The sequence below is a fragment of the Moritella sp. PE36 genome (genome assembly GCF_000170855.1).
Lineage (GTDB): Bacteria > Pseudomonadota > Gammaproteobacteria > Enterobacterales > Moritellaceae > Moritella.
In genome coordinates this window covers 25,727-39,542 of the sequence record NZ_ABCQ01000043.1, presented here as the reverse complement: position 1 = coordinate 39,542, position 13,816 = coordinate 25,727, and the positions used below count along the sequence as shown (strand labels likewise).

At 42.5% G+C, this 13,816-nt stretch carries 9 protein-coding genes; 5 read left to right on the top strand and 4 right to left on the bottom strand.

The features are described 5' to 3' along the window. Positions 1-808: oxidoreductase (locus PE36_RS18175; protein WP_006033529.1), on the bottom strand; the 808-nt coding region annotated here is incomplete at its 3' end. A 519-nt stretch (positions 809-1,327) separates the two neighbouring features. Between PE36_RS18175 and PE36_RS18170 the strand changes: the two genes are divergently transcribed. Both PE36_RS18170 and PE36_RS18165 read left to right on the top strand, forming a co-directional pair. Further along, a complete protein-coding gene (locus tag PE36_RS18170) occupies positions 1,328-2,311 on the top strand; it encodes an outer membrane beta-barrel protein (protein WP_006033528.1) in 984 nt (327 codons plus the stop codon). Continuing rightward, a complete protein-coding gene (locus PE36_RS18165; protein WP_006033527.1) occupies positions 2,311-5,892 on the top strand; it encodes an Ig-like domain-containing protein in 3,582 nt (1,193 codons plus the stop codon). Before PE36_RS18170 ends, PE36_RS18165 begins: the two co-directional genes overlap by 1 nt. A 147-nt stretch (positions 5,893-6,039) precedes the next feature. Here PE36_RS18165 and PE36_RS18160 read toward each other — a convergent pair whose 3' ends face one another. Genes PE36_RS18160 through PE36_RS18155 form a run of 3 tightly spaced genes read right to left on the bottom strand, consistent with a single transcriptional unit; the run spans position 6,040 to position 10,263 of the window. After that, positions 6,040-8,946: an efflux RND transporter permease subunit gene (locus PE36_RS18160; protein WP_232286610.1), complete on the bottom strand. Its 2,907-nt coding sequence runs from the start codon at positions 8,944-8,946 to the stop codon at positions 6,040-6,042. A 46-nt stretch (positions 8,947-8,992) separates the two neighbouring features. Beyond that, the gene (locus PE36_RS24785) at positions 8,993-9,136 is read right to left on the bottom strand and encodes a hypothetical protein (protein WP_006033525.1); all 144 of its coding nucleotides are present in this window, start codon (positions 9,134-9,136) and stop codon (positions 8,993-8,995) included. 47 nt (positions 9,137-9,183) lie between these two features. After that, on the bottom strand, positions 9,184-10,263 hold the full coding sequence (locus PE36_RS18155; protein WP_043994757.1) for an efflux RND transporter periplasmic adaptor subunit: 1,080 nt from the start codon (positions 10,261-10,263) through the stop codon (positions 9,184-9,186). Between the two features lie 357 nt (positions 10,264-10,620). Between PE36_RS18155 and PE36_RS18150 the strand changes: the two genes are divergently transcribed. The 3 genes from PE36_RS18150 to PE36_RS18140 all read left to right on the top strand — a co-directional run bounded on the left by PE36_RS18150 (position 10,621) and on the right by PE36_RS18140 (position 13,811). Further along, positions 10,621-11,307: a LipL32 family surface lipoprotein gene (locus tag PE36_RS18150; RefSeq protein WP_006033523.1), complete on the top strand. Its 687-nt coding sequence runs from the start codon at positions 10,621-10,623 to the stop codon at positions 11,305-11,307. A 254-nt stretch (positions 11,308-11,561) separates the two neighbouring features. Continuing rightward, positions 11,562-12,110 carry an ECF-type riboflavin transporter substrate-binding protein gene (locus PE36_RS18145; protein WP_006033522.1) on the top strand — a complete coding sequence of 183 codons (549 nt, stop codon included), beginning with the start codon at positions 11,562-11,564 and terminating at the stop codon, positions 12,108-12,110. A 6-nt stretch (positions 12,111-12,116) separates the two neighbouring features. Further along, positions 12,117-13,811: an ABC transporter ATP-binding protein gene (locus PE36_RS18140; RefSeq protein WP_006033521.1), complete on the top strand. Its 1,695-nt coding sequence runs from the start codon at positions 12,117-12,119 to the stop codon at positions 13,809-13,811. Positions 13,812-13,816 lie beyond the last annotated feature (5 nt).

Sequence of the window (13,816 nt, the reverse complement as noted above, 5' to 3'; positions counted from 1 at the left end):
TTGGTTCGGTCGGTAACACCCCGGCTTTTAAGCGATCTTCTTGCGGATCTAAACCCTGTTTTTCATAACTGCCTTTATCGCCTTTCACACTGAAACGTTTATTTGGTCCCGCGCTGTATAAATCACTATGTAATGTCGCGACTTTATCAGGGTAGTGCAACACAAGATTAAAATAATCAATATTTGTTGAACCTTCTCTCATGATTAAGCACTGTGCCGTTATCGCATCAGGCACACCAAATAGTTGTAACGTTTGATCAATGAGGTGCGGGCCTAAATCAAATAATATCCCGCCACCAGTAGCAGACTGTTCACGCCAGCGTTGACGTACTTCGGGTCTAAAACGATCGAAGTGAGATTCAAAACACTTAATTTCGCCTAAACTACCCTCTTCTATTAGCTTTTTAACCGTGAGGAAATCACCATCCCAGCGACGGTTATTGTAAACACTTAAAATGAGCCCTTTTTCTGCGGCTAACGCAATAAGTTCTTCACCATCGGCAACATTGGTTACAAACGGTTTCTCAATAATGACGTGTTTATTTTGTTCTAACGCCGTTTTTGCTAATTGAAAATGAACATCGTTGGGCGCTGTAATAATCACTAATTCAGCATCCGAATTCTTTAGTAAATCATCCGCTGACAGATAATATTTAGCCATTGGCCAGTCAGCGGTAACGGCAGCGATTTGACTACTACTTATCGCGGAAAGTTCAAATTCAGCCAAACTACTGATAAATGGGATATGAAACGTTTTTGCTGAAAATCCATAACCGATTACGGCAGTTTTAATTGGTGCACTATTCATATTAACTTAATTCTCTTTATCCTAATTCGATGACGATTTGCTAATCAAAGGAGCCTTGAACCAACAATCGAGTAATACTACGAGCGCCATTGTACCTATAGCACTGATAAGTAGTCCACCTGTCAGCGGGATCAAATACCTCACAAAACAACAAATTTAGCTAAAATCCAAAATAACAAATCGCCTTGATTACACATCAACTGGATTGAATACATAGTTTACTTGAGCCCATTTAACGACAAGAAAAGCAGTCTATTTACAGCAGGTAATATACGCCCAATTATTGTTGCAATGAAGAGATTAACACCACTATAAACCCCTCACTTCCCATAAAGTATTCACACTAATCTTTATGGGAGTATTTTATCGGGATAGAAATCCTGTTATTATCGAACACCAATTTAGGTAATAACTCCTTATTTCCTATGCTTATTTTGAAATTGAGTTAGATAGGTCACAACAATTAATATAATAAATATATACCAATTCCCCTCCCTATTAATCGGCTGTTTATTAATCATGTTTCATAGTGGCGCTTACGCTGAAAATAAATCAACAATGATAAGCGCGAAAGAAGTAGCAGAGAGTGATGCGTTTTTCTATTTAGGCGCTAAGTTAGGGGTTAATCACTATCAAAATGGTTGCCAACCGTGGAATGTAAGTTGTGACAAGACCGATGAGGCTGGGGGAGTTTATGGTGGTTACCAATTTAATCAATATTTCGCGTTAGAAGCGGCTTATTTACACCTAGGTGATGCGGTTGCTGTATATCCAGTAAATGGATTAAATCAAACTTATACAGGCACCATGCAAGGGTTAGAACTATCAGCGCTTGGCCTATTGCCAATAACAGATCGCTTTTCGCTATTTGCAAAAGGTGGGGTATATAATTGGCACGCAACAAATGATGGCCCTCACCAACGTATTAAAGAGTCTGGTTTGTCTCCTACGGCAGGTCTTGGTTTATCTTATCAACTGTCTATATCTTGGCAAGCTCGCCTTGAATACCAATATTTTTATGAATTAGGTAACGAAGAGGTTGGTGGTAGTCACGGTCAACTCACCACACTCGGGATTGCTTACCAATTCGGTCGCATCAAACCAACGCCTGTAGTGCAGAATATTTATATGCCCGTGCAATTAGAAACATTCTCCTTTGCTATTATTTTCGATTTCGCAAAAAGTGAAGTGTTACTAAAAAATGACCTACAACAGGTCGTTACACGTTTAAATAAACACCCACAGGCAACGGTTGAATTAACTGGGTATGCGGACGCGAAGGGCACAGAAGCGTTTAACTTAACGCTGTCAAAAGCACGGGTTAAACATGTGAGCGATTACTTAATTGAGCAAGGTGTAAAAGCGGAGCAAATTACTGAACATCATCTTGGAGAGGCTGAACCGGTAATTGGCAATGATACTGACGAGCACCGTCATTTAAATCGTCACGTACAAGTGTTATTACCCGCCGTTACTATTTATCCAACTCTGGAAGCACAATAATGAAGCAACTTAATCATATCAAACGCCTATTCTCTTTTGCTTTTATCTTGTTACTCGCAGCTTGTGATGGCAGCAACTCGGGATTCCCAGCACCAGAATGTGGCGGGCCTGATAATCCGTGTAAAGAACTACTGACCATTGTAACAACGCCGAATGTAGCGACGGTATTAACCGGTATGCAACAACAATTCAAAACCACTGCTGTATTCTCCGATGGTAGCTTGCAAGATTTATCGGACTTAGTGATCTGGTCAGTTTCTGATACAGCCATCGCAACAATCAATCAGCAAGGTTGGGTCACCACAAAAAGTAGTGGTGAGGTGATGATCAATGCCACTTTTGAAGGTCATCAATCCAATGCAAAACTCACCGTCATTGATGGCGTTGCCGAACAACTGACTATTTTCCCTGCGAGTAAAGTCTTACCAGAAGGTACATCACAACAATACAGCTCCTTTGTCACTTTGATGGATGGTCAAGTGATAGATGTTACCAATAACGTATCCTGGTTAATGGCAGATACAAGTATTGCTACTATTGATAATGATGCGCTTGTACAAGCTCTAAAAGTTGGCGATAGTCAATTAGGAGCTACTTTAACTCATGATGGTAAATTGCTTAATGCACTGGCGGCACTAAGTGTTAGCGCCGGAGATGTTAGCCAAATTGTGATTAGCCCCGCTAATCGTGAATTCCCAATTGGTAGTTTCGGTATTTTTAATGCTACAGCTTATTACCCTGATGGGCATATCCAAGATATTACTCGAGATGCAACTTGGAGCAGCGCCAATACTGGAGTAGGTAAAATTGTAGCGTCAGGTGTACATGCAGGTGATACCGTGGCAGTAGGCCTTGGTAAAACCAATATTAATGTAAGTTTCCATTCAGTTAATGCAACCACTGAAGCAACAGTCACCGATGCATTGCTACTTTCTATTAGCATAAACCCTGTTGATAAAATAACAGCAGCAGGCAACAGCGTTAGTTATCAAGCTTATGGCCTTTATTCTGATGCAACAAAACATGAAATAACAAAATTAGTGGCTTGGTCAGTGAGTATGCCAAGTATTGCTAATATTGATATGGATGGTGTTGCAACAACATTTATTGCCGGTAATACCGAGATTAAAGCGAGCTATTCTGGATTAACAAAAGCAGTTTCATTAACGGTCACCGACGCCACTATTGAATCCTTACAGATCACACCAAATACTCCAAGTGTTGCCAAAGGCACCAGTGGACAATTTACAGCTATTGCGACTTATTCAGATAAAACATCAGTCGATGTGACCCACCAAGCGAATTGGTCCACAACTGATACAAGCATCGCACAGATTATGCCATCGGGTAATTATGCAGGTTATGCAATCAGCTTACAAGAAGGGACTACCGACGTATCTGCATACGTAAATGGTGTAATTGCAACAACGCACTTAACCGTTACATCGGCAGTTATTACCGCGTTGTCACTAACGCCAAGCACCTCTACCCTGCCCGCTGGCACAACCGAACAATTACAGTTATTTGCAATTTTTAACGATGGTTCAAGTGTCGAACACACATTAGATGCGAGCTTTCAAAGCGATAACCCAGCCGCCTTGTCAATGGATAATAACGGTTTGGCAACGGCGCATTTTAACAGTGGCAGTGATATCACTATTACTGCGATCTATGATGGCCAGCAAACCACCGCTACTATTCGTGTTACCGATGGGTTATTACAGCGTATTGAAATAACCCCTGCAACGATGAGTATTCCCGTCGGGCATAAAGGCACATTACAAGCGCGCGCTTTTTATAGTGATGGTTCGAGTAAGGATATTGACCATTTAGCAACTTGGAGTGTCGACGATGGTGATATTGCATCTGTCAATAATACCGTCACTCACGCAGGTGATGTGTTAGGCATTAGCGAAGGTGTAGTTACCGTTACAGCAAGCTTCCAAGGAAAACATGCAACCAACACCACCACCGTGACGTCCGCAATTTTAGAAAGTGTGAGTATTAGCCCTGCGATTGAAACAGTGATCGCAGGATTAGACCAACAATATACGCTAACCGCACAGTTTTCCGATAAAAGTAGCTTAGATGTAACCACCAGCAGTGATTGGTTATCAAGTGACAATAATACCGCCACTATTGACTCAAATGGTTTAGCAACTGGGCATATTGAAGGTCGAGTTACTATCACTGGAACATATCTTGGCCTATCAGCAGACGCCACTCTAAATGTTTTGTCAGGCGTATTAACAACAATCCAGATATCTCCTGTAGATCCAACTGAGCCAGTTGGTACCGTCGGGCGCTTTACTGCGATGGGCTTCTACACCGATGGATATAGTACCAACCTTACCAGTAGTGTTACGTGGACGTCTTCTGAACCGAGCATCGTTAGTATTACGACAAAAGGGGCTGGCGGTGGGCAAGCTAGCGCAGACAAACTAGGTATCAGCGCTATTAAAGCAGAGCTATCGACTATCAGCGCAACAACGTTGGTAACAGTCATTAATGCTCCAATACAAAGCATTGTTATTTCGCCTGTTAGCGCCGATATAGCACCAGGCATGAACTACCAATATACAGCTACCGCTATTTATGGCGGTTCAATTCCTGGTAAAGACATCACTGATGTCGCACATTGGAATACCAATGATACGGCAATTGCAACGATAACCAGCACTGGTTATGCCAAAGGCGAATCAACTGGCGCAGCAACCATTAATGCAACTTATGATGGTCAATCAGCGACAGCAACATTGAACGTGGGGGCGCCAGAATTAGATCATATTTCGTTACTACCAGCGACCAACACACTCGCAATGGGAACTAACGTTTATTATCAAGCTATTGCCTTTGATAGTGCAGGTAAAGATTATGTCATCAATAATTATGCAGATTGGGCTATCACAGATACCACAATTGCACATGTGGATAACAGTACAACTAATGGTGGTTTTGTCACGCCATTGTCTCCCGGCGTAACGCAGGTAGAAGTTAACTTTTTAGGGCAAACAGTAACAGCTGACCTAACCGTGACAACGGCAGCCGTTACTCGCATAGAAATTTCACCTATTGCTCCTGAAATCATCATGAAAGAGCGCCAGCAATTCACTGCAACGGCTTTCTATAGTGACTCAACATCCAAAGAGATAACTGACTTAGCGAGCTGGCAGAGCAGTGACACCGATATTGCAACGATGCACAGTACGCTGCAAGGCCTAGCATCCAGCCATAACGTAGGAAGCACGGATATCAGTGCAAACTTCTCAGGTTATTCAGCACAGACAACGCTAACGGTAGAAGAAAAAGTGATTAAAAATATACAAATCACACCTCATGTAAATTACATAACAGTAGATGAGCAAGTACAGTTAACGTGCTCAATAATCTACATTGACTTGTCTATAGGCGATTGTAGCAACAGTGCGTTATGGACAATAGATGATAGTGATATTGCACACGTTGAGCCGGCTTCTGGCTTAGTCACCGCCGTTAAAGCAGGTAATACACGTGTATACGCTACTTATCATGGTGTAACGAGTAGCGCGGCAGATGGGCAAGTGAGTGTTGTTGTGCCTTAATTATTATCTATTGCAGTAACACCAGATAATAAAACGCTTGCGATCGGTCAACCACAAACCTATTTAACAGTAGGGCATTACGATAATAGTGATGTGGTTGACCCCAACCCAATTACCTTGAGCCTAGTGATGATCGGCCGGTAATTATTAACGATTTTCCATACGAATAGCGACGACCAACATGGCAGGAATGACAAAGATAGTAAACACTGTTGAAACCGCCAATCCGCCGAGAATAACGCTACCCAGACCACGATAAAGCTCTGAACCCGGCCCGGGAATCAGCACTAACGGCAACATCCCACAAATACTGGTGGTAGCACTCATGTATATCGGACGCAGTCGGCTACGGGTTGATTCAAGCACGGCTTGCTGATAATCCATTCCCCCAGAGTGAAAATTGTTCAGCGCTTGATAGACAATCAGGATCGCGTTGTTCACCACCACCCCGACAAGGATAACGAAACCGAGCATGGTTAATACGTCCATTGGCTGCGGTACAATAAATATGTTCAGTAGCTTGAGGCCAATAAAACCACCAGCACCGGCCAGCGGCACTGTTAACATAATAATTAATGGATAAATGAAATTACCAAACAGTGACGCCATCAACAAGTAGGCGATCAGAGCGGCAAGTAAAAAATTCCACTGTAGCGCTTCACGGGTCTGGACTAGCTTATCGGCAGCACCGCTCATATCGACTTGTAAGCCGTTAAGTAAGTTCATATCACTCACCAGTGGGATAATCTGTTGCTCGATGATTTCCATTGCTCTTTGTAATGGCATTGATTTGGGCGGCGTTATTTGCAGCGTCACGGTTCTGTTTGTTTCAAGATGGCGGATCAAAGCCATCCCTGTGGTTTGTTGTAATTGCGCTAATGACGAAACCGGCACGACCTTACCATCGGGGGTTGCTAGATTCGCCTGATAAAGATCTTGCGGGGTGGGAAAATCACTGTCTGCCGCTTTTAGGATCAAGTCTATTTTCTTTTTGCCCTCTTGTTTAAAATCACCAATAACGCGGCCATCCATTAATACGTCCAGTGCAATGCCTAAATCACGGTTCGACATCTTATTAGCACGTAAGCGGTCAGGGTCCGGCAATATTTGCACTTCTGGGTAGGTGAGTTCAATAGACGGTATCGGTCGTATCTGACTGCCAGCTAACTCAGTATGAATCATATTGAACAACGCCCCAGCAGCGGTGACAATTTTATTCAGATCATTACCGCTAATATTAAGTTTTATCGCTCGTCCTTCACCCAGTCCTGATTCAAATACTCCAGGCTGTAAACTCACGCCGTACATACCTGGAATACTGTAAATAAGCTCGGTAAAAAAAGGCAGTAACTCGCGGGCACGATCCCATTCTTCACTGATGGCACCTGAAATCATAAACCCCTCGGCACCGACGTAGAACATATTTTTGATCGCGGGGACACCATCGACTTCGGCCCCGATATGTGGCAGTGCCATATCAAAAAAACGCTCGCCAATTTCCACCCGCTCCGCTGTCGATAATCCCGGTGGAGGTATCAAAATATTAAGTACCAGGTTACGATTTCCTTGTGGCAGATATTCCATTTTTGGCGTTAACAGCCATACCGAAGTGATTGCCAACGAAATAAGCAAACCGATGGTCGAGATCCGGGTTAGCCAATTACGGATCACCAGTGTCACCAGTGCCATCAATCCGTTTGACAGGCGTTGACCTAGGCTATCGAGAAACGTAGGTTTGTTGTCTGTTTGTTGTTTTTGACCGTTGAACAGCCAATAGGCAAACATAGGGATCACTGATACCGATACAAACAGGCTTAACGAGACAGCGGCAACAACAGCTATTGCGATGTCACGGAACAACTGCCCTGCTTCTTCTTCAATAAACACCACAGGTAAAAATACCGCAACAGTGGTAATGGTTGAGGCCAGCACGGCCCCCCACACTTCTTTAGTCCCTTGCAGAGCAGCATCGAACGCTGTTTTCCCCATCTGCCGATGTCGCACAATATTTTCGATAACCACAATGGCATTGTCCACCAGCATGCCTACAGCAAAAGCGATCCCAGCGAGACTAACAACATTGAGGTTACGCCCCAGCAAATCAAGGAAAATAAAAGTGCCGATAACACTGATTGGAATAGCCGTAGCAACAACGATAGTCGCGCGGACACTGCGTAAAAATAGCAATAATACACCCACGGCAAGTAACCCACCAAACAGGATGTTTTGTTGGATCTGATCAATCGCACCGTTAATGTAGAACCGTTGATCATAAACCCAGTCTAGATAAAGACCTTCGGCTTCGAGCGTGTTTGCGTTTAGCCATTGGTAGCGCGCTTCCACCAGATTCGTCATATCAAGAATGTTAGTGCCCGTTTCCGGACGAACACCAATCGCAATACCTGGGATCCCATTGTGTAAAACAACAGAGTTTTTCTTGGCATAATCTTGCCGGACCACTGCTACGTCACCCAGTAATACCCGTTGCTGCCCAGTAGAACGTAATACTACAGCAGCGATGTCTTCAGCCGATTTGAATTCTCCAATGGTACGAACACGAAAATCATGCCGACCCACCGCCAACGTACCTGCCGATATGTTGGTATTTTCATTTTGGATCACCTCGATCACATCATTAATAGTCAACCCGTATGCAGCGAGCCTTTCGGCACTGATGATCACATGCATCTGATCTTCGGTTCCGCTACCAACAAACAGCTCTGACACGCCTTTCACCCGCTCGATATGCTGACGAACTTCATTTTCAAAAAAGGTTTTGTAAGTTTGCACCGGACGTTGATTACCGTCTTTCGTTTTCAGGATCATCCAGATCACCGGGGATGCGGTCGCACCAGAGGCATTCACGACAGGGTTATCAACATCGGCAGGATAAGAAGCCACTTCGTTGATCTTGTTAGTAACTCGCAGCAACGCTTGTTCAACACTCGTGCCGACCTTAAAACGTAAGGTAACACTGCCCTGACCATTGCGCGCTTCACTTTCCATCTCGATGAGATCAGGCAAACCTTTAAGTATGTTTTCCTGCTCCTCAATGATCTCACGTTCAATTTCGTAAGGTGTCGCACCGCGCCAACTGGTTTTAACCTGGCATCTCCGGTTCGATCACCGTAGGGCTGAGCTGATAAGGTAACCGCGTCAGGCTGATAATACCGAACAGCAACAGCATGATAATATCAGCCAAAATGGTGACAGGTTTTAAAATTGAGAAGCGGATAATGTCCATAAGCAATCTCGGTTTTGTCTAATGGTCAACAAATTATGGTCAACGATTTAAAAGCGAATAGCCTGGCCGTCGTGTATTCGCTCGTTACCTCTGGTAATAACTTGCTGGAAGTCGGCTATTTCAGGCGCTTCTATCGCAACAAGCAACCCTTTATACCCCAAGATCTGCACAGTAACCATCTTAGCTCTTCCATCAACGGCAAGAAAAACAACCGGTTTACCAAACTGTCTGATAACTGCATCTCTCGGTACTAACTGGCTGTTAAGTTTGGAACCACTAGGTAAACTAACCAGTGCTTGCATGCCTGCAATTAAATCTTTGCCTTGCTCAAGCTTTAATTTGACGGTGAAAGTCCGTGTAGTTACGTCTCCTTGGGGAATAAAGTGAACAAACAAACTGGTGTAATCTTTGCCGCCACTGCGAACCGAAATTTGGCGACCAGGATATAAAAAATTTAACAAGTGCCCGGGAACATCGACTTCAACCTCAATATCTTTATCATCAGCAACCGCGGCAATCTGACCACCGATGTCAACCCACTCCCCTTGCTCTGTCAACTTTGCTTGAATCAAACCACTGAAAGGGGCATTTATCTGGGTCTTTTTTATTTGTAACTGTTGATAGTCGAGAATTGCCTTAAGAGATATAACGCGTTTTTTCTGCGCGAGTACACGATAATAGTTTTCATCGTACAGAGATTCGGAAATTGATTTATCGGCGTATAACGCTTTTATACGCTGTAAATCTTTATCTGCGCGCTCCAGTTCAAGCAGAGACTGTCGGTAATTAGCACGAAAACCCGCGAGTCTGGCTTCAAGTAAATCAGAGCGCAAAGTGACTAAAGGTTGACCGACTTTGACTCGAGAACCAACCGTGAAGTGGATAGTTTTAACAATGCCAGCAACCTCTGCAGCAACACGTGATACTCGTGTATAGCTAATACTACCAACGAGTTTGACCATAGGCTCTACTGTTCCACGGGTAATTTGACTGACTTCCACCAACATAGGAGGCGGCCCTGAGTTTTTCGGGGGAGGATCTTTATCTGGTGCAGCGTAAATAATAATTGGACAGAGAACTACCAATAGCAGGATGTATAATGGAACCTTCAGTAAATACAATCGCATTGGCACTCCAAATGACTCGACTACATCACTGTATTTTAGTTGAAAATTAAGGATTATCTAAAATATCCGATATATTTTTGTATCAGATAATGTGAAAGGATGACGGTATACAATACACTCATGAGTATTAATTACATGACGATGTCCGTCATTTTAAGTACCACTTTAGTATTAACCCTCTGGCATTAGTGAGCACTAGGTTTATACATTGAAAATTGGCGTCAAGTCTGATTTTTACTGATTAATTGGTATTGAATTAGTGTTAAATTAGTGTTAAACCAAGTGATTATCGTGAACGGTTGAATAAATACACTATATACTGGCGACTCATTTATATATTGATTTAAGGATAGAATTTTGAAAAAAGGAATTGCAACTAAATTATTACCATTATTAGCAATCGTTACACTTGCAGGTTGTATGTCTACTGGCCCACACCTAAAAAGCTCTAATAAAGAAAGTATAGCGGGTATGGAAGTACGTGCACCATATATTAACTATACGAGTTATTTTGGTTATGTTGACGATAGTGTAACGCCAGATGGTAAAATTAAAGGTAAACCAGCATATTATTTATATGCATGGGTTCCTGCTGTCATTGACGAAATTGGTGTATCTATGATATCTCCAGCTGAAGCAACGCCAGCTGAAGGCGATTTCGTACAGAGCACATTTGAAGCAAGTCTTCAATCTGATCCAAATAAATATTTTGATACATATATTACACTTGATCGCCTAAACATTGTTGATAATGCTAAAATCAATAAAGGCGGTAAAGTACTTCAAGCATTAAACTATAATGACGATACTTCTGAATTACCAGCTAACCCAAGTGGTTCTTCTTATAATTCGTTATTACGTCAAGTATCTGAAGTAAGCAGCCCAACTAAAGCGCTTGTTCGTGGTGTATACCGCATCTCATTCACTTCATTTCGTTCAGCAATTGAAGGTTCTTTTGAAGCAACTATTGGTACAAACGTTCCAGGTGTTAAAATCGCAGCTTCTTTAGAAGAATTACATGAACTAGTTAACAAAGAAGGTTAATCCTTTTTTAATTAACTCGGTAGTCGTCATGACTACCTGAAATAATGTAATTAAACGGCGCATCTTGCGCCGTTTATATTTTTACCTGTATGTAATTATTCGCAACGATTAAGCACAATGTACGCATCCACACAAACTAATAACCTAAATGCTGGTTAAAAGAAAACCACTTTAACTTTATTTCCTTAATAGCCTGTATTCCTGTACAATTCGCACCTTTAATTTTTCGTATAAATTTACCCCCAAGGCTTATTATGAATCTTTCAGCTAAAACCGTTGTGGTAATTGCAATTGGTGCTGCGTTATATGGCATCGGCGGACTACCTATGTTTGGTATACCTGTGTTTGCAAACACCACACTTAAACCAGCGATGGCAGTACTTGCTCTCTTCTCGGTATTATTTGGTCCATTAGTTGGCTTCTTCGTCGGTTTTATTGGCCATTGGGTGACAGATTTATTCTCTGGCTGGGGTGTTTGGTTAACGTGGGTATTAGGCTCAGGTATTGTGGGTCTTGTCATCGGTTTATTCCCTAAACTGACAAACGGTCGCTTAGAGAAAGGTCAATTCTCGATGAAAGACATGACCTTATTCGTTGTGCTTGCCCTCATTGGTAATACAGTTGGTTATGGCACATCAGCCCTGCTCGATACCGTCCTTTATGCAGAACCGTTTAGTAAGGTAATGACACAATTAACCATTATTGCTGCAGGTAATACGGTATTAATCGGCATTGTTGGCTACATTCTACTGACTGCGTATGCGAAACGTAAGAAACAAAGCCGCAACTTGACCGAGGGTTAATCAACAATGACCATCGAATTTTCTGACTTCTCTTTTAAATATGCTTCGCAAGATAAAGCGACACTAAAAGGCATAAATCTAAGGATAGAGAAAGGAGAGAAAATTGTCATTATTGGTCCAAGTGGTAGTGGTAAATCGACCCTTGGACAGTGCTTAAACGGGCTTATCCCACATGCGATAAAAGGCGATATGTCAGGCAGTTTAACCATCAATGATACACCTGTATCTGGGTTATGCATGCAAGACTATAGCGAATCAGTCGGCACAGTGTTGCAAGACACTGACAGCCAATTTGTCGGTTTAAGCATAGGTGAAGATATTGCGTTTGCGCTTGAGAATGACATGATTTCTCAAGCCGAAATGCTATCTATTGTGAAGAAAACGGCGGCTATGGTTGATCTTGATGAGTTACTTGACCATTCACCGTACGCATTATCAGGTGGTCAAAAACAGCGAGTATCATTAGCGGGTATTTTGGTTGATGATACTGACATCCTGTTATTTGATGAACCACTGGCCAACCTTGATCCTAAAACCGGTAAAGCCACTATCGAAATTATCGATCAGCTGCATCGAGATACAGGCAAAACCGTTATCATTATTGAGCATCGTCTCGAAGATGTACTACACCGCCATGTCGATCGCGTGATCTTAATGGAACGTGGCCAGATCATTGCCGATATGTCTCCTGACGAAATAATTGTTTCGCCGTTGCTACAGGTTCATGGTATTCGTGAGCCCCTGTATATCTCGGCATTAAAAGCAGCGAACTGCGCTATTACAGTAACTGATAATCCTGCTTATATTGACAAGATGGATCTACAACAATATCAAACACCATTAACCAATTGGTTTAATGCGCAAGCCCCTATTGTTCAGCCTCAGACAAACGATACCTTACTTGAAATCAATGATTTAACCTATTCTTATACTGGCGAAAAGAATGCCCTGGAAGATATTTCGTTTAACATTAATCGCGGTGAATTCGTTTCTATTTTGGGTAGGAATGGCTCGGGTAAATCAACCATCACTAAACTGATCATGGGCGTTATCGCGCCAGATACCGGCAGTATTAAGTTTAATGGTGAAGATATGGCTGATTTGTCTATCTTTGAACGCGCTCAAAAGATTGGCGTGGTGATGCAAAACCCGAATCATATGATCTCTCATCACATGATTTTTGACGAAGTGGCATTTGGTTTACGCAACCGTGGCCACGACGAAGCATTTGTTGAAGAAAAAGTATTACACGTTCTGGGTTTATGTGGCTTAATTAAATATTGTCACTGGCCAATTGAAGCACTTAGCTATGGTCAGAAAAAACGCGTAACGATTGCTTCAATTTTAGCATTAGAACCTGAGTTACTTATTCTAGACGAGCCAACAGCGGGCCAAGATCATCGTAACTATACATCGATGCTGTCATTTATTAAGACGCTAAACAAAACGCTCGGTATTACTGTGCTTATCATCTCTCACGATATGCACTTAGTATTAGAATATACCTCGCGTTCGATTGTTATTGCACAAAGCAGGTTAATTGCCAATGCCCCAGTTTCACAAGTGTTCAGCGACCCTGCGCTACTTGACCGTGCAAACTTAAAAGTGACTAGTCTGTATACATTAGCCAATGCGGTTGGTATCGAAGATACAGATGGTTTTATGCAACAGTTTATCAAATCTGAAGTGACGCCTTCATAATGAAG

Excerpts from the sequence above, each read along its gene's own strand:
- PE36_RS18170 (WP_006033528.1), top strand. The coding sequence starts at position 1,328 with ATGTTTCATAGTGGCGCTTACGCTGAAAATAAATCAACAATGATAAGC.
- PE36_RS18165 (WP_006033527.1), top strand. The coding sequence starts at position 2,311 with ATGAAGCAACTTAATCATATCAAACGCCTATTCTCTTTTGCTTTTATC.
- PE36_RS24785 (WP_006033525.1), bottom strand. The coding sequence starts at position 9,136 with ATGGACATTATCCGCTTCTCAATTTTAAAACCTGTCACCATTTTGGCT.
- PE36_RS18155 (WP_043994757.1), bottom strand. The coding sequence starts at position 10,263 with ATGCGATTGTATTTACTGAAGGTTCCATTATACATCCTGCTATTGGTA.
- PE36_RS18145 (WP_006033522.1), top strand. The coding sequence starts at position 11,562 with ATGAATCTTTCAGCTAAAACCGTTGTGGTAATTGCAATTGGTGCTGCG.
- PE36_RS18140 (WP_006033521.1), top strand. The coding sequence starts at position 12,117 with ATGACCATCGAATTTTCTGACTTCTCTTTTAAATATGCTTCGCAAGAT.